This window comes from Chryseobacterium takakiae, assembly GCF_900129385.1.
Lineage (GTDB): Bacteria > Bacteroidota > Bacteroidia > Flavobacteriales > Weeksellaceae > Chryseobacterium > Chryseobacterium takakiae.
Genome location: NZ_FQVO01000005.1, coordinates 190,531 through 207,968, shown reverse-complemented (window position 1 = coordinate 207,968; position 17,438 = coordinate 190,531). Strand labels below are relative to the sequence as shown.

Sequence of the window (17,438 nt, the reverse complement as noted above, 5' to 3'; positions counted from 1 at the left end):
AATTATATATTACTAAAATTCTATATCAACTTCCAGTTTCTCGGCTAAAAGCTTAGAAATTTTTTCTTTCAACGGCTCAATATCTATATTCTGCATTGCATCATTTGCGAAAGCATAGAGCAATAAAGCCTGAGCTTCTTTTTTAGAAATACCTCTTGCTCTTAAGTAGAACAGAGCATCTTCATTTAATTGTCCTACGGTACATCCATGAGAACATTTTACATCATCTGCAAAAATCTCCAGCTGAGGTTTTGTATCAATACTTGCTCCTTCGCTCAGCAAAACATTGTTATTCTGCTGGTACGCATTTGTTTTCTGGGCTATTTTATCAACAAAAACTTTTCCGTTGAAAACTCCGTGAGATTTTCCGTTGAAAATACCTTTATAATTCTGGTAACTTTCACAGTTCGGGAAATTATGGTGAACCGCTGTGTGATGATCTACGAGCTGATCTTTACCGATAATGGTAATTCCGTTCATAAACGAATTGATATTGGATCCGTTATGAATAAAATCCAGGTTATTTCTCACCAGCTTTCCTCCGAAAGAAAATGTATTGACAGTGGTTAAACTGTCTTTTTCCTGTCTTGCAAAAGTACTGTCAATGAGATAAGAAGTATCGTTATCGTTTTGTACTTTATGCCAGTCTGCCTTTGCGTTGGGGTACGTGAAAATTTCTGTTACCGAATTTGTAAGTACATACGTGCTGTCAAAGTTGTGGTGACTTTCAATAATTTCCACTTTGGCACCTTCTTCTACGATTAATAAATTTCTCGTATTATAGAAGGTGTTTTCTTCCTGATTTTGAGAGATGTAGAAAATGTGAATCGGTTTTTCGATTATTACATTTTTAGGAACCTTCAAAAAGAATCCATATTTGCAATAGGCCTCATTCAGATTGGTAAAAGCAGAATCTTTCGAAGCAATTGTATTGAAGTAGGTATCGAAAACCTCTCTGTGTTGCTCATCATTTAAAGCATAATTAAATGAAAGAAACTCTACATTTTCAATAGAAACTTTTGAAAGTTCTTTATGAAGCTTACCATTTACGAAAGTAATCCAGTCAAAATTTTCTTCACCCAAATGCAGATTATCCAATTGCTCTTTGGTGATATTGTGGCTTTCTTTCGGGAAAAAGTTATAGGTTTTTTCGGTAATCTCCTTGAGATTGGTATATTTATATTCTTCGTCTTTTTTTGTAGGAAAACCTATTCTTTCAAATCTTTGAAGAGCTGCTTTTCTTTTTTCGTCCAGGAATCTATGACGAAGGCTCTCCAAAAATTTGTTATGATTTTCTGTAATCTGTTCTTTTAATGCCATTACTGGTATATCTGTGGTTTGCACCATTTTTTCTTTTTTTGTTTGGCTGAATTGTTAAACTAAGAGATGAATCTCTGAATTCTTATCTTTTAATTAATTTAAAAGCCAGTCGTAACCTCTTTCTTCCAGTTCCAGCGCAAGAGATTTATCACCTGTTTTGATGATTTTCCCGTTGGCCAATACATGTACGAAATCAGGTTGTATATAATTAAGCAGTCTCTGATAGTGGGTAATCAGAAGAACTGCATTTCCTTCATTTTTAAAAGCATTAACACCGTCTGCAACTATTCTCAGTGCATCAATGTCCAATCCTGAATCTGTTTCGTCAAGAATAGCCAGTTTCGGATCCAGCATCATCATTTGGAAAATTTCATTTCTTTTCTTTTCACCTCCGGAAAATCCTTCGTTTAATGATCTTGAAAGGAAATCTTTTTTAATACCTAATTTTTCCGATTTCTCACGGATCATCGAAAGCATTTCCTTGGCAGGCATTTCGTCTAATCCGTTGGCTTTTCTGTTTTCGTTCATCGCTGCTTTGATGAAGTTGGTTACAGAAACTCCCGGAATTTCTACCGGATACTGGAAAGAAAGGAAAATTCCTTTGTGTGCTCTTTCCTCAGGAGCATCTTCAATAATGTTTTCACCTCCGAAAATGATTTCTCCATCTGTAACTTCATAATCTTCTTTTCCTGCGATTACGGAAGAGAGTGTTGATTTCCCGGCTCCGTTTGGTCCCATGATAGCATGAACTTCACCCGGCTTTATTTCAAGATTAATTCCTTTTAAAATTTCTGCGCCGTCTTCAATTCTGGCGTGTAAGTTTTTTATCTCTAACATATTTTCTAATTTATCGCAAGGCTAGACTAAGATTTTTAATCTTCCTTTGGTTTTTTAAAATAACAAAGGCGCTAACGCTTATCAATGAAATACTTTTCTTTTTTTCTTTTTAAACATTAAGAATTTAAGTTATTAGTCTTAATGTAACATTTATTTTTTTTAAGCAAATCAATAAAATTGATTTTAAATTAAGTTAATTAAGCTATTGCAGTAAATTTAACTTAATTGAACAAAATATTATTCCGGGAGTTTTGAAAAATACTCATTTATTAAAGGAATCATCGACTTTGTTATATTGTCCGTATAAAAATTAATTAAAAGACCTTGAGGCTTTTCCAATATTTTCATATAAGTCATCAGCTGAGCCTGATGGACGGGCAATAAACTTTCAACAGTTTTGATTTCTATAATAATTGAATCATTTACAAGTAAATCAACTTTTAGCGGAGTTTCAATTTCAATTTTTCCATAACTGATTTTGGTGCTAATTTGTTGATTAACTAAAAATCCCTTTTCTCTTAACTCATATGCCAAACACATTTCATAAACACTTTCCAATAAGCCCGGGCCTAATTCCTTATGTACTTTGATGGCGCATCCTACAATGTCATAAGAAAGTTGTGTTATTTGTGTTTTTGTCATATTAATTTTTCTTTAAAAGAATTGATTTTATCAATTCCTTAATATTTTGAACGTTAAGAATTTAAGAGAGTTTAAAAAAACTTAACTTCTTAATGTTTACATATATTACCCGACAGAACCTTCTAAAGAAATCTCAAGTAATTTCTGAGCTTCAATGGCAAACTCCATAGGTAATTTATTTAAAACTTCCTTACTGAAACCGTTTACAATCAGAGCAATAGCTCTTTCTGTGTCAATTCCTCTTTGGTTGCAGTAGAAAATCTGGTCTTCCCCTATTTTTGAAGTTGTTGCCTCATGCTCCAGCTGTGCAGAAGGATCTTTAATTTCAATATATGGGAAAGTGTGCGCTCCACATTCATTACCCATCAGCAGAGAGTCACATTGCGAGAAATTTCTGGCTCCTTTTGCAGAAGGCATGACCTTAACAAGACCTCTGTATGAATTTTGTGACTTCCCGGCAGAAATACCTTTAGAGATAATTGTGGACTTCGTATTTTTACCGATATGGATCATTTTTGTTCCTGTATCTGCATATTGATGATTGTTTGTCACCGCGATAGAGTAGAACTCACCAATGGATCCGTCTCCTTTTAATATACATGAAGGATATTTCCATGTTACTGCAGAGCCTGTTTCTACCTGTGTCCAGGAGATTTTTGCATTTCTTTCGCAAAGTCCTCTCTTCGTTACGAAATTGAAAACTCCGCCTTTTCCTTCTTCATTTCCCGGATACCAGTTTTGTACGGTTGAATATTTTATTTCAGCATTATCTAAAGCGATCAATTCAACAACAGCTGCGTGAAGCTGATTTTCATCTCTTGATGGTGCAGTACACCCTTCCAGATAAGAAACATAACTTCCTTCATCGGCAATCACCAGCGTTCTTTCAAACTGTCCTGTTCCTGCCTGATTGATACGGAAATAGGTTGAAAGTTCCATTGGGCATCTTACGCCTTTCGGGATATAGCAGAAACTTCCGTCAGAGAATACGGCAGAATTCAGGGCGGCATAAAAATTATCACCTCTCGGAACTACTTTTCCAAGATATTTTCTTACCAGGTCCGGATGATTTTTAATGGCTTCCGAAATAGAGCAGAAGATAATTCCTTTTTCCATTAAGGTTTCCTGGAAAGTGGTCTTCACAGAAACGGAGTCCATTACAATATCTACAGCAACACCGGAAAGTCTTTTCTGCTCTTCGATATTGATTCCTAATTTTTCAAAAGTTTTGATCAATTCAGGGTCAACTTCGTCAAGACTTGCCAGCTCAGGCTTTACTTTCGGAGCTGCGTAATATTTAATCGCCTGGAAATCCGGTTTTTCATATTTAATATTGGCCCATTCCGGCTCTGTCATTTTCAGCCAGATTCTGAAAGATTCCAAGCGCCATTCCGTCATCCATTCCGGCTCTTCTTTTTTTGCAGAAATAGCGCGGATGATATCTTCATTCAGACCGGTAGGAAAATCTTCGTAATCGATTTTCGTTTCCCATCCGAATTCGTATTTTTTATTTTCTAAGTCGACGCGTAAATCGTCTTCGGTATATTTATTCATAATTTATATTCAAAAATTCAAAATTCGAAATTCAAAATTTTGTATCTCCGAATTATTTTTATTTTCTGTTTTTGTATTTGGAGCCTTTTAGATCACTATTTTCTAAATAAAATATAAAGCCTCCTATTTTCTTACTTAAATCTTAAATTTAAAGAGAAAAACTTTCACCGCATCCGCATGTTCTGGATGCATTAGGATTGTTAAAAACAAATCCTTTTCCGTTTAATCCTCCTGAATATTCAAGAGTTGTCCCTGCAAGGTAGAGGATTGATTTTTTGTCGACAACAATTTTAATATTATTGTCTTCAAAAATTTGATCAGTGTCTGCTTTTTGGTTGTCAAACCTCAAAACATATTCTAAACCAGAACATCCTCCGCTTTTTACCCCTACTCTTATATAATCTTCAGCAGGGTTAAAGCCTTCCTCTGTCATTAGCTGGACTGCTTTTGCCTTTGCTTGATCTGATACTTTTATCATTGTATTTATTTAGAATGATTTAATAGTGCAAAAATACGAACAATAATTAGTATATAAAAATTAGCGATTTTATTTTATCAATTTTTATTATTGATGGCTTTAACTTTGCAAAGATTTCAAAATCCAAACTATAAATTTACCTTAATGAAAAAATTAGGAATCATCATTTTATCATTATTCATGCAGACTGTTATAGCGCAGACTAACAGATTTGTCTATCAGGTTACCATGAAGCCGAATGCGTCTGACAAAGATAACATTAAAACGGAAAATGCATACCTGGATATTTCTCCGGAAAAATCAATGTTCTACTCTGAAAACAGGATTAAAAGAGACTCTGTTATACAGGCTGCCATGCAAAGCGGTGGAGCAAGAGGATTCAACAGGGACCAGATGGAAAGTCTGAGATCGAATATCAATTATTCTATAGAAAAAGATAAAAAAGATCAGAAGACCATTTTTAAGGACAGAATAGGAAGGGATGTTTACACTTATGAGGAAGACAGGCCTCTGAACTGGAAGATCATGCCGGAAACTACAAAAATAGGTGAATATAAAGTACAGAAAGCAGAAACTGATTTCGGAGGCAGAAAATGGACGGCTTGGTTTACTACGGATTTGCCTTATCAGGACGGACCTTACAAATTCGGAGGGCTTCCCGGACTTATCGTAAAGGTAGAAGATGATAAAGGCGAATATTCTTTCGATCTGATGAAAAATTATAAAATTGCTGATTTTCCTACATTAAACCAATTCGGTAATACCATTAAAGTAAAAAGATCCGACTACATAAAGCAGCAGAAAAAATTTATGGAAGATCCTATGGCTTTCATGTCGCAAGGTGGTGGGCCAATGAGAATTGGCGGTAACCGAGGCGGCGGTGGAAATCCTGCGGAAATGAGAAAAAGAATGGAAGAGCGGGTAAAAGAAGAAGCCAAGAAAAACAGTAATCCAATCGAATTGCAATAAACAAAGCCCCGAAGATTTTCTTCAGGGCTTTTTATTTTAGGTTAATTTTATCTATCTCAACAGCTGGTTGAAAGTATCCCCCTGTCTGATGTCTCCGGTGTTGTATCCTTTCATGAACCATTCTTTACGCTGAGCAGAAGAACCGTGTGTAAAACTTTCCTGATTGACATATCCCTGAGATCTTTTCTGGATATTATCATCCCCAACAGCTTCTGCGGCATCAATGGCAGATTGTATATCTCCAGGTTCCAGGATATTTTTTTCAGCATCTGTTCTTTTGGCCCAAAGCCCGGCATAAAAGTCTGCCTGTAATTCCGTAGCAACGGAAACTCTGTTCATTTCTGCTTCGCTGTATTGTCCGCTTCTCCGCATTTGATCTACTTTTTGGGTGGTTCCCAGAAGGGTCTGAACATGATGGCCAACTTCGTGGGCAAGTACATAGGCAACCGTAAATTCCGTTACTTTAGCACCAAACCTTTGCTGAAGCTCATTAAAAAAGCTCATGTCCATATACACAGACTGGTCTGCCGGACAATAAAAAGGACCCATTGCAGCTTGGGCGGTTCCACATCCTGATTGTGTTGTGTTTTCGAAAAGTACGATTTTCGGAGGTTCATAGGTCATTCCGTTTTCACTGAATACCTGCTCCCAGGTAATGGTATTCCATTTGCCCATCATATCTACCATTTCCCCGATTTTTCTTTCTTCTGCGGATAGTTCCCGCTGTTCGGTTGGTGCAGGTCCGGAACTGCTGCTGGAAGAAAGTATGGAAGAAGGGTCTCCTCCCAGGAAAAAAATGATGGCAGCAATAATTAAAGTTCCCAGTCCGCCTCCTACAACGGCTCCGCCGCCTAGTCCACGCCTGTCTTCCACGTTGCCGCCTCTGTCGTCAGTCCATCTCATAGTTGTATTATTTTGTGATATATAAATTTAGAAATTTAAAACATATGTTTTACGGATGGAGCAATATTTTTACCAATTATCGGTCGAGATGGTTTTTCTTCAGCCAATAGGAAGTCGACTGATATGCAGAAATGGTCTGTTCAATAAGTTTTTTGTTCTGAAGATTTCCCTTCACATATTTTTCATCATAATACAGGTTGAATTCCGGAGCGAGGCTGTTTTTTTGTTGCGTTAAAACATATTGTTTAATTTTCTTAACCGGAGAAATGATGGTTAAATAATTGTCTTTAATGAGTCCTAAATCTTCATATGTTGCCACATAGGCTTTTGGCTGAAATTCTTTAGAAAATACATCCTGTCCTAAAAACGTAGTCTGATAATTAAAATTGAGAAGACTTAAAAGGGTAGGCATCACATCAATCTGGGACATGGTTTGTGTAAATTTTTGAGGCTGAATAAAACCTTCTGAAAAGATCATCGCAGGAATTTTGTATTTATCCATCGGTAGTTCCGTATCTCCGGCGCTTGAAGCACAATGGTCTGCAATGATCACAAAAACCGTATTGGCATACCAGTCTTGTTTTTTAGCCATTTCAAAGAATTTTCTGAGAGAATAGTCTGTATATTTTACGCCGCCCTCTCTTGACTTCGCATCACCCGGAATGTCAATTTTCCCATTCGGATAAGTAAAAGGCCGGTGATTGGAAACCGTCATCCAATGGTTGAAAAACGGTTTTCCGGATTTGGCTTCGGTGTTCATGGTCTGAATTGCTTTTTTAGCCATATCTTCATCTGCAACGCCCCAGACATTGGCAAATGAGATTTCTTCAGGGGTAAAACTATTTCTGTCAACAATTTCATACCCGTTTCCTTCATAAAAATCTTTCATATTATCGAAGTAACTATAGCCGCCATATAAAAATTTTACGTCATAACCTTTGGATTTAAAAATACTTCCTGTTGTGAATTTGTTTTTATTGTTTTCTCTTTTGATAAGGCTTTCACCGGCAGTTGGCGGAATACAGAGCGTGAGTGCTTCCAAACCTCGAACGGTTCTGTTTCCGGTAGCGTAAAGATTGGTAAACATCAGGGATTTATCTGCAAGACTGTCCAGAAAAGGGGTAATTTTCTGAGTGTTGCCGTAATGTGCCATAAAATCGGCAGATAAACTTTCAATAGAAATTAATACAACATTTTTCTTCAATTCAGGTTTTTGAGGCTGAATCGTTCTTTTTAAGGCAGGCGGAGCAAACTGGCTCAGGAAAGTATTTTCTGCAACCTGTTGATTAATATGAGGATAAAACTGAAAATAATCCAGCTCGTTATGGGTGAATGCCCAATAAAATTTTGGCAATCCGTTAGCCTGAATTTCTTCTTCAAAAACATTTTCTGATTTCAATTTTGTGGTAAAACTTAATCCTAAAATACTTATTGCTACCAAAGTGCAAAATGCACCTAATAAGATGATTTTCTGTTTAATATTCGGAAGGTTCAGAAGTTCGATTTTAGTTTTTTTATAAATATAAACCGTAAATACCACGGCCAGTGCAAATATGGCCAGAAATAAAGGAACAACAGGGTAGCTTTCCATAATATTTCCTATTACTTCATTGGTATATATTAGGTAATCTACGGCAATAAAGTTGTACCGCAATCCAAACTCATTATAAAAGAAATATTCGCTCACTGCATTAAAAATGATAAGCAGAACATACAGAAAAACGGTAATAAAGTACATTGCATTCCTGATCTTTATACGTTTCTCCGGCAGGAAAAGCATCAAGCTGAATACAATGATTTTCAGGCCGATAAATGCCATTGCTATTTCAGCGACTGATCCGCCATACTGCTTGAAAATATTATTTGGAATGAGAAGAATATACAAAAGGAAAGCACATAATAATGCCAGAATAATATAGCCATAAGGCTTTTGATATTTTGAATCGGACAAAAATAAAAAATAAAGCGCCAGAAAAGGGCATGTAATAATGAATACCAATATATCATTCAGAATTCCGACGATCATAATTTGCAATACATCTAAAAAACCGAAATCTGCTGTGGTAATGGGGTGAAAAATAAAAATAATTCTCAGTATGAATGAGATTGTAAGATAGAAGATCCCTAAATAAAGGAATGGTTTAATTTTTTGAAACAAAATCTGTATTAATTCAATGTTAATTCCTGCAAATTTAGTGATTGGGATGAATTGTTTGTTATAAAATCTTAAAAGTTAAAAATAATTAGGAAATTTATAATTATTTAAAATAAAATTAAAAATGTGATATCTGTGAAAATCACAATATATAAGGCTTTTTTTTATTTCAATAAAAAAAGAAAGGATCGCTTCCGCAATCCTTAAAATAATAAAAAAAGTTAAATTAGTTAAGAATGGCCGAAACCAATATTTCCTTTTTTACCGGATAAGTTCTTTCTGAAATCGATCATCCTTAACGCGGTAACTGCTGCTTCAACCCCTTTATTTCCAAGATCTCCGCCACTTCTTGCGACAGACTGTTCTTTTGTATCATCGGTAAGCACGCAGAAAATGGTAGGAGTATCGGTAAGTATATTGCAGTCTTTAATTCCCTGTGCAACCGCAGAACATACATAATCGAAATGAGGTGTTTCCCCGCGAATCACACAGCCGATGGCAATTACCGCATCATATTTACGCTCTTTGCACAGCTGCATGCTTGCGTAGTTCAGTTCAAAGGCGCCGGGAACGGGGAAAAGCTTAATGTTTTCAGACTTTACTCCTTCTTTTTGAAGGATTTCCAGAGCTGCATCGCGAAGATTGTATGTTACAAAATCATTCCACTCAGAAAAAACAATGCCGATTGAAAATTCATCGGCATTGTTTATATGAAGTGGCTTATAATCAGAAAGATTAACTGTTGCCATTTTTTAGTAATATTTAGTCATTTCAATATAAGAGTCAGACATTCCGTTGTCGTAGTCCTGATATTTTTCATCAATTGTTGCAAAATATTTTTTAGCTTCGGCTTTTTTGTTAAGACCTAAAGCAAGAATACCTGCCTTTCTTGTGAAGTAATACATGGTATACGGATCGTCTGATGCAGAAGCTGCTTTATCAAGCAATTGCAGAGCGTCGTCATTTTTATTGAGACCAGACTGCGCATCAGCCATTGCTCCGTATTTCATCGCCATCAAAGTTTTATTGTCTGATGAGAATTTGTCTAAAAGATCGTATGCTTCCTGGAATTTTCCTTCTTTGAACTTCAGAAGTCCCGCATTATACGCAGAAAGCTTACCGATATCGGTTGCAGAATATTCATTATAGGTTCCTAAGAAACCAGGATTCGCAGCAGATTTACCACCTAATGCCTCCTTATCTTTTCCTTCAGTAAGATTTTTCTGAGCGGCAAGGAAACTTTTTACAGCTTCAGCGTTTTTAGGAGTTACCACAAATTGTTGGTAAGCGAAGAATCCCAGAACGCCTAAAACAAGCACCCCAAAAGCAATACCCAAAGGTTTTGAATATCTCTCAATAAATCTTTCGGTGTTTAAAGCTTCTCTGTCCAGATCTTTAAAAAACTCCACTGTTTCTTTACCTTCTTGCTCGTTTTGAGCATTCTTTGTAATTTTTGCCATAAATTGTTAAAAATTGAAATGCAAATTTAATTGTTTCTGAATGATTTACAAAATACTTTGTGCGTATTGTTGATTTTTATTTAAACAAATAAACTAACTGATGAATTGTTGAGCTTGAATTTAACAAAAAATGCTTCGAAAAGCTAAGCCTCTCGAAGAAATAATCTTTTAAGTTTAATATTCTAAAATATGATACACTTCCGCATTGAATTTCTCTAATTTTTCTTCTCCCTTAAGATCTTTCAGTCCAATTAGAAAGCTGAATTGTGATACGGTTGCTCCTTGTTTTTCGACCAGCTTTGCTGCCGCTTCCGTAGTTCCTCCTGTTGCAAGCAGATCATCATGAATCAGAACCTTTTGCCCAGGCTTTATTTGTCCTTCACGCGTTTCGATCACGGCGCTTCCGTATTCTAGGTCGTATTTTTCTGAAATAACCGGCGGAGGAAGTTTTCCGGATTTTCTTATCAAAATAAAAGGAACTTCCAGGGCAACAGCGATGGCAATCCCGAAAAGATAACCACGGCTTTCGATCCCGCAAACGGCATCCACTTTTCCTTTGCTGAATGCTACGAGATCTGCAATGACATCTTCATACAATTTTGGGTTTAAAAAAATAGGAGAGATGTCTTTAAACTGAATCCCCGGAATCGGAAAATCGGGTACATTTTCTATCGTTTCTTCCAGTTTCCTGATGAGTTCTTGTGACGCCATTTTTTAAGGATTGATTTTATAGCTGGAAATTTTCCATTCTCCGTTTACATTTTTTAATCCGAAAGTAGCCTTTAACGATGTTGTTCTTCCATTTTTATCGGTTACGTCATAGGTTGCATTTACACTTGCCACATTGGTATTGGAAAGATTCGTGGTAATATTTTTCACACTCACGGTTTTCACTGATCCGAAGCCGGAAGTAGGATTGGAAAACGATTCATAGCTTCCCCAGTTTGGATTGCTTGAAGCGCCGTATGCTGCCTTAAGGTTTTGAGCGCTTACATTATTCAGGAAGCCGGACACTACGTTTTTAGGATCTGCAACAGATTGTTTTGGCGTAGCCGGCGTTGTAGCCGTTGCATTCGGATCCGTTGGCGGAACTGTTGAGCCCGGATTGTTCGGGTCAATTACTGCGGGATCTTGGTTTACAGCCATCGAATCTACGACTACCGGAGCCGGAACTTTTAGTAATGAAGGGTTCACATCCAGCCCAATTTTGGTCATTTTGAATGTTTTGGCTGTTGTTTTTACGGATACGGTAATATCAATTTTATTATCAACCACTTTCGCTGCCGGAATGGATGAGAATTTTAAATTAAATCCTTTAAAATTATTATCCTGCATCAGGTTTTTTGCTGTAGATAGTTTTACGCCGTTACTGAAAACTTCAAGAGTTACTTCCAGACCTGCACCTGTGAATGAAACAGGATTTCCGGCATTGTCTACAAGTCTGGGAACGATCTGGATGGCAGTTGATGCTCCGGTTCCGTCGTCGCCTGTAGGTCTTGTGATGATGCTCAAAGAATTTGCTTTTACATCATTGGGATCACTTTCTTTTGCTTTATCGTCACCGAAAATATTCATTTCTCCTAAAGAAGGAGGGGCGTTGCTGGCCCATTCTATACCGTTTTTTTGTGCTACCTGATCGGCCATTGCCATAATTTCAGGAACTTTTTTACCATTAATCAGTTGGCCTAATGCTTTTAATTCTGCAACATCACCATCGGCTTCCACTCCGAAGGTCTTTAAAATATAAAGTGCTTCATTAAACTTAATCTGTTTAATGGTTGGGAGACTTGCCGTCATATCATTGATACTCGACTGTAAAGTTTTCGTGTTGGTGGCATCTACTGAATCTTTTTTGCATGCTGTAAAAAGCAACAAACTGAAAATTAGCAGAAAAGACAACTTTTTCATTTTTTTCCGTTTGTCACAAATTTACTAAAACGTTTATTAATAGAAGATTTTTATTTTAAATTTTGTTTTTCCTTTAATTTATCCCCGAAATAGGAACTAAAAACGGACTGCATATTCGGGAAATCCGGGCTTTCCCAGAATTTTGTAGTATAGCTGCTGTTTTTTAAATCAAACTTATTTTTTTCGGATACATTTTCATTTCTGAAGTCTAATTCCGTTGGATAGAAATTTTTGTAAATAATCAGTTGGTTATAGTCAGGTTCACTTTTGTGCTTAAGTTTGAGGAAACTAATTTCATTAAATTCCAGCAAATCTCTGAGCGTTTTTTGAGTGTCTTTTTCGTAAGCAGCATTGATAATATTTTTAACGTCATAGAAGCGGTATCCAAAAAATGCAAATTCTTTTTCCTGTAGCGCCTCGCCGGTAATTTCAATCTGGTCTTTTTGTTGCCCTTTAAGTTCTTTAATTACGGAATTTTTCTTTTTGTACTCCAGGATATTTCCTACTTCTTTCATTTCTGGAAGCCTTAATAAGGCCTGATAATCCCACATGCCGGTTTGCTTTTTCTCGAAGACGGCATCTTCCAGTCTGTAGATTCTGTATTGCTCTACAGTTGTTGCTTTCAGTTTTTTAGTTTTATTGTCAAAAATATAGGTAACAATTCCGTCTGCATAACAATTGAGTTTGTTGTTTACGGTAACATACGCGTTGAAATTACCTTTTACAAAAGCATATTTTGCAGGTTTGTTGTTTTTGATGACAACCGGTTCAATATTCCGGATTTTGTCATCAACCTTAATAATTTCTTTTTCAAAATCGGCATATGATAATGTGGCCACAGAAAAATTATCGTACACCAACTGAAACTTTTCCTGATCCGGCTTTATAAGGTTTTTATCGATCTTACCGTCAATATCTGAATAGGCAACAATGTTTCCGTTTTTTCCAAATACCGAAACTTTAGGCAGTGGTTTATTGGTTTTTTCAGAAATGAAGGTAACGGTTTGCGCACTGAAAAAATGAAATGCTAATGTCAAAAGTAATAATAGAAAACTTTTCTTCATGGTTAATTGTATTAATAATTAAAATCTGACTTTATTTATAAGACAACAAAAGTTGAAAAAGGTTGCATGAAATTTTATTTTTTTCAAATTAAAACAAAAAAGACTGATCGTAATGACCAGTCTTTTTAATTTTTATCTTGTTACAAATTCCTTAGAAAGGATATTCATAAATTTCAGATTCATGTAAGTAAGGGTTTCCTGTAGGGATAAGCTTAAGTTTAGATAATGCTGAAAGCACGGTGAACATAAACAATCCAACTACGAAAAGAATTGCTCCTAAGATCAGGATGAATACTTCAGGAGTTTTCCAGTATGGTCCTACTGTTCCCGGCATTACCATGTTGAAGTAATCTAGAATATGACCACAGATTACAACTACTGCCATTGTGGTTACTACTTTGTAGTTTCTCTTGATGCTGCTGCTTACCAATACCAATAGCGGTAATAAGAAGTTTACGATCAGCATTGGCAAGAAAGTAGGAGAGTAGTGTTGGAATCTTCCGAAGAAATAATTAACCTCTTCCGGAATGTTCGCATACCAGTAAAGCATGAACTGTGCAAACCATGTATACGTCCAAAGCATACTTGTAGCAAAAAGGAATACTCCTAAATCATGTAAGTGATTATCATTGAACTGTGGAAGGAATCCGTTTTTCTTTAAATAAACACTTAAAAGAATGATTACTGCAATACCACTTGAAAGGCAGCTCACCATAGAATACCAAATGTACATGGTAGAATACCAGTGAGGATCAATAGACATCAACCAGTCCCAAGCCCAAGCCGCAGAAGCAAATCCGAAGAATGCGATATATCCTACTGCCCATCTGTAAAGCATCTGGTAATCTACTTTTGATTTGGTTTCATCTACTTTTTTAGACTGAGCTTTCAGCTTCCAAGCGAAGAATGAAGCACCTAAAACATAAATAAATGTTCTTACAGCATAAAAAGGAATATTCAGGAAGATTCTTTTTTCAAATAGGATCACATCAAAATGAGCAGAATTCGGGTCTGTCAATTCGGGATCCATCCAATGAAATAAATGTCCCTGGTGAGTAATGTTTAAAAGCATTAAGATGATCAGAATAGCACCACCGTAAGGAATATAAGAAGCAATAGCTTCCATTACTCTTGTAATGATGATTGGCCATCCTGCGTGTGCAGCGTGCTGAATAGAATAGAAGAATAATACGCAGCAGCTCACTCCGAAGAAAAATACAGCTACAAAATGTATTGCCGCTAAAGGCTGGTTGTGTACCTGAAGAGTAGCATGCTCCAAATGAGCAGCATGATCCTGAGGACCAACCATTTCACTAGAATGTGTAGGAGCAGTATGACCAGAAGCGTTAACAGCTTCCATCATGTGTTCTATTTTCTCGGTAGTGATTCCTTTATTTAAAAAGAAGCCAATACCAAAAAGAACTAAACCTACAACAAGAAGGATTATAGAAGTTGATTTTAATTTTGGTGAAAAACTATACATTTCTTTTCTTATTTTTTAGTTTCGGTAGTCTTAGTTTCAGTAGTTGCCGGCGCTGCTGCTGGCGTTGAAGCTGTAGTAGCCGTTCCCGCTGCAGATGTTGCAGCGGCAGGTGCTGCTGCTCCTTTTTTGAAAGCATTCATCACATACATGGCTACTCTCCATCTGTCTCCAGCGTTCAGTTGCCCTGCATAGGATCCCATTGCGTTTCTACCGTTTGTTATTACATAATGAACAGATCCTACAGTAATTTCCCTATCGGCGTAGTTTGGTACACCGGAGAATGCTCCTGATTGTACGATAGGTCCCTGTCCGTCACCTCCTACACCATGACAAGCGGCACATGTTTTTTCAAAAAGCTGTTTTCCTCTTTCAAGATCCTTCGCGGAATTAGCAGGATTTAAAGGAGAAGCAGTCATGCTTTTTGAAGCATCATAACCTGCGTTGTATTCGTCAACAGTTTTAGGAAGTAATCCTTCTTCAAAAATACCATCTTTATTCTGAGCAACTGATCCTTCTACAGGAGTAAGGCCTGTTGCCCCGTTATTTTTTACGAAAGCCGGGATTTCATTTTCATGGTCTGAATAAGCATCCTGAGCTTTCATCAATGGATCATAAGCTACCGGAAAATACATGTCCGGGAAGTATACCAGCGGAGTATTTTCTTTTGGGCCGCAAGAGTTAAGCAACACTGTTGTTAAACCTAAAACTGCTGTAATTTTTAAAACATTCTTTTTCATTTTAAGCATCTTTAACAGTTATTTCTTCAACTCCGGTTTCAATCAGCAACTGCTTTACAGATTCTACATCATCAGTTACAAATTCCATCATAAATTTATCGTCTGTTGTTCTTGGGTCCGGGTTCTGTGCAGGAGCTCCAGGATACATTTTGTTTCTTACGAGGAACGTTAATGACATCATGTGCGCGGCACAAAATACCATAAGCTCAAACATTGGTACAACGAATGCGGGCATGTTATGTCCCCAGTCAAAAGCTGGTTTACCACCGATGTTTTGAGGCCAGTCGTGATTCATGGTATACCAGGTAAGGGTAGCCCCGATCGTAACTCCGTAAAGAGCGTAAAGAAAGGCTGCATCAGAGATTCTTGTTTTCTTTAACCCTAAAGCTTTGTCTAGTCCGTGAACCGGGAACGGAGTATAAACTTCGTTGATTGCGATTCCTTTATCGTTGAATGCTTTAACGCCGTTCATTAAATCGTCGTCGTCAGCATAAAGTCCGTATACAATTTTAGTGGTGCTCATCTCCTTCTTTTGCTTTATAAGTTTCACCTGAGATTTTCAAAATCGATTTTAATTCAGCCTGTGCAATTACAGGGAATGTTCTTGCATATAATAAGAATAATACGGAGAAGAACCCGATTGTTCCTAAGTATACACCCACATCAATGATCGTTGGCTTAAACATCGTCCATGATCCTGGTAAGTAGTCTCTTGAAAGGTTGATAACAATGATATCAAAACGCTCAAACCACATACCAATGTTGATGATCAATGCAACGATGAATGTCCAGATAATATTCGTTCTTAATTTTTTAAACCAGAAAGAAGCAGGAACAACAAGGTTACAGATAATCAATGACCAGAAAGCCCACCAGTAAGGTCCTACCGCAGCACCTGGAGAAAGATAAGTAAAGTCTTCAAATCTTGATCCCGAATACCATCCGATGAAATACTCAGTGGCATAAGCTACCGTTACCATACCCCCTGTTAAGATGATTACGATGTTCATAATTTCGATATGATACATGGTGATGTAATCCTCAAGGTGGCAAACTTTTCTTGCAATTAACAATAAGGTCTGTACCATTGCGAATCCGGAGAAGATCGCACCGGCAACAAAGTAAGGAGGGTAGATTGTAGAGTGCCATCCTTTAATAACCGAAGTTGCGAAGTCGAAAGATACGGTGGTGTGTACCGAGAATACAAGCGGTGTTGCCAACCCTGCAAGAACCAAGGAAAGTTCTTCGAATCTTTGCCAGTGTTTTGCTTTACCTCCCCATCCGAATGCAAGGAATGTATAAATTTTCTTAGTCCAAGGTGTTTTCGCTCTGTCTCTGATCATTGCAAAGTCAGGGATAAGACCCATAAACCAGAATACTGTTGATACCGAGAAATACGTAGAGATTGCAAATACGTCCCAAAGTAGCGGAGAGTTGAAGTTCCCCCAAAGAGAACCGAACTGGTTTGGTAAAGGGAATACCCAATATCCTACCCAAACTCTACCCATGTGGATTACCGGGAAGATTGCTGCCTGTACTACCGCAAAGATCGTCATCGCTTCTGCAGATCTGTTAACAGACATTCTCCATCTCTGTCTAAATAATAATAATACCGCTGAGATTAGGGTTCCGGCGTGACCGATACCAACCCACCATACGAAGTTAGTAATATCCCAACCCCAGTTAATAGTTCTGTTAAGTCCCCATGCTCCAATACCTGTTCCGATAGTATAAGCGATACACCCGAATCCATAGATGAATAGAACTAAGGCTGCATATAATGAGATCCACCATAATTTACCTGCTCTTTCTTCGATAGGTCGTGCAATATCTTCCGTGATATCGTGATAAGTTTTGTGACCAATAATTAGAGGTTCCCTTATCGGAGCTTCGTAATGTCCTGACATTTTTTACCTATTTATTATTTA

17 protein-coding genes are annotated in these 17,438 nt (G+C 37.1%); 1 reads left to right on the top strand and 16 read right to left on the bottom strand.

Going from position 1 to position 17,438, the window contains the following annotated elements:
- Window positions 1-12: 12 nt before the first annotated feature.
- The 5 genes from sufD to BUA76_RS08785 all read right to left on the bottom strand — a co-directional run bounded on the left by sufD (window position 13) and on the right by BUA76_RS08785 (window position 4,831).
- Window positions 13-1,320, bottom strand: coding sequence for a Fe-S cluster assembly protein SufD (gene sufD / locus BUA76_RS08805; protein ID WP_072884483.1), 1,308 nt, complete (start codon window positions 1,318-1,320; stop codon window positions 13-15).
- A 93-nt stretch (window positions 1,321-1,413) separates the two neighbouring features.
- Window positions 1,414-2,157 (bottom strand): Fe-S cluster assembly ATPase SufC, encoded by a 744-nt coding sequence (sufC, locus tag BUA76_RS08800; RefSeq protein WP_072884431.1) that lies wholly within the window; start codon window positions 2,155-2,157, stop codon window positions 1,414-1,416.
- 237 nt (window positions 2,158-2,394) lie between these two features.
- Window positions 2,395-2,799: a GxxExxY protein gene (locus BUA76_RS08795; RefSeq protein WP_083573194.1), complete on the bottom strand. Its 405-nt coding sequence runs from the start codon at window positions 2,797-2,799 to the stop codon at window positions 2,395-2,397.
- A gap of 105 nt (window positions 2,800-2,904) precedes the next feature.
- Window positions 2,905-4,353, bottom strand: a complete 1,449-nt coding sequence (gene sufB / locus BUA76_RS08790) for a Fe-S cluster assembly protein SufB (protein WP_072884429.1) — start codon at window positions 4,351-4,353, stop codon at window positions 2,905-2,907.
- A gap of 148 nt (window positions 4,354-4,501) precedes the next feature.
- Entirely contained in the window at window positions 4,502-4,831 is a 330-nt protein-coding gene (locus tag BUA76_RS08785) for a HesB/IscA family protein (protein WP_072884428.1), read from the bottom strand.
- A 144-nt stretch (window positions 4,832-4,975) separates the two neighbouring features.
- Here BUA76_RS08785 and BUA76_RS08780 point away from each other — a divergent pair, with 144 nt between their 5' ends.
- Window positions 4,976-5,800, top strand: a complete 825-nt coding sequence (locus BUA76_RS08780) for a GLPGLI family protein (protein WP_072884427.1) — start codon at window positions 4,976-4,978, stop codon at window positions 5,798-5,800.
- A gap of 51 nt (window positions 5,801-5,851) precedes the next feature.
- On the opposite strand, the gene ypfJ is transcribed toward BUA76_RS08780, so the two are convergent.
- The 11 genes from ypfJ to nrfD all read right to left on the bottom strand — a co-directional run bounded on the left by ypfJ (window position 5,852) and on the right by nrfD (window position 17,417).
- The gene (gene ypfJ, locus BUA76_RS08775) at window positions 5,852-6,703 is read right to left on the bottom strand and encodes a KPN_02809 family neutral zinc metallopeptidase (RefSeq protein WP_072884426.1); all 852 of its coding nucleotides are present in this window, start codon (window positions 6,701-6,703) and stop codon (window positions 5,852-5,854) included.
- 76 nt (window positions 6,704-6,779) lie between these two features.
- A complete protein-coding gene (locus BUA76_RS08770; RefSeq protein WP_143149883.1) occupies window positions 6,780-8,864 on the bottom strand; it encodes an LTA synthase family protein in 2,085 nt (694 codons plus the stop codon).
- Between the two features lie 224 nt (window positions 8,865-9,088).
- A complete protein-coding gene (gene ribH, locus BUA76_RS08765) occupies window positions 9,089-9,607 on the bottom strand; it encodes a 6,7-dimethyl-8-ribityllumazine synthase (RefSeq protein WP_072884424.1) in 519 nt (172 codons plus the stop codon).
- Between the two features lie 3 nt (window positions 9,608-9,610).
- Window positions 9,611-10,318 carry a YfgM family protein gene (locus BUA76_RS08760; protein ID WP_072884423.1) on the bottom strand — a complete coding sequence of 236 codons (708 nt, stop codon included), beginning with the start codon at window positions 10,316-10,318 and terminating at the stop codon, window positions 9,611-9,613.
- 174 nt (window positions 10,319-10,492) lie between these two features.
- Window positions 10,493-11,029, bottom strand: a complete 537-nt coding sequence (locus BUA76_RS08755) for an adenine phosphoribosyltransferase (protein ID WP_072884422.1) — start codon at window positions 11,027-11,029, stop codon at window positions 10,493-10,495.
- A gap of 3 nt (window positions 11,030-11,032) precedes the next feature.
- Complete coding sequence (locus BUA76_RS08750) at window positions 11,033-12,226, bottom strand: NTF2-like N-terminal transpeptidase (RefSeq protein ID WP_072884421.1); 1,194 nt, start codon at window positions 12,224-12,226, stop codon at window positions 11,033-11,035.
- Window positions 12,227-12,276: 50 nt separating this feature from the next.
- On the bottom strand, window positions 12,277-13,290 hold the full coding sequence (locus tag BUA76_RS08745; protein ID WP_072884420.1) for a hypothetical protein: 1,014 nt from the start codon (window positions 13,288-13,290) through the stop codon (window positions 12,277-12,279).
- 151 nt (window positions 13,291-13,441) lie between these two features.
- The gene (locus BUA76_RS08740; RefSeq protein WP_072884419.1) at window positions 13,442-14,773 is read right to left on the bottom strand and encodes a quinol:cytochrome C oxidoreductase; all 1,332 of its coding nucleotides are present in this window, start codon (window positions 14,771-14,773) and stop codon (window positions 13,442-13,444) included.
- 8 nt (window positions 14,774-14,781) lie between these two features.
- Window positions 14,782-15,519 carry a c-type cytochrome gene (locus tag BUA76_RS08735; RefSeq protein ID WP_072884418.1) on the bottom strand — a complete coding sequence of 246 codons (738 nt, stop codon included), beginning with the start codon at window positions 15,517-15,519 and terminating at the stop codon, window positions 14,782-14,784.
- Window positions 15,512-16,033 (bottom strand): DUF3341 domain-containing protein, encoded by a 522-nt coding sequence (locus BUA76_RS08730; protein ID WP_072884417.1) that lies wholly within the window; start codon window positions 16,031-16,033, stop codon window positions 15,512-15,514. Before BUA76_RS08730 ends, BUA76_RS08735 begins: the two co-directional genes overlap by 8 nt.
- Window positions 16,020-17,417: an NrfD/PsrC family molybdoenzyme membrane anchor subunit gene (nrfD, locus tag BUA76_RS08725; RefSeq protein WP_072884416.1), complete on the bottom strand. Its 1,398-nt coding sequence runs from the start codon at window positions 17,415-17,417 to the stop codon at window positions 16,020-16,022. Before nrfD ends, BUA76_RS08730 begins: the two co-directional genes overlap by 14 nt.
- Window positions 17,418-17,438 lie beyond the last annotated feature (21 nt).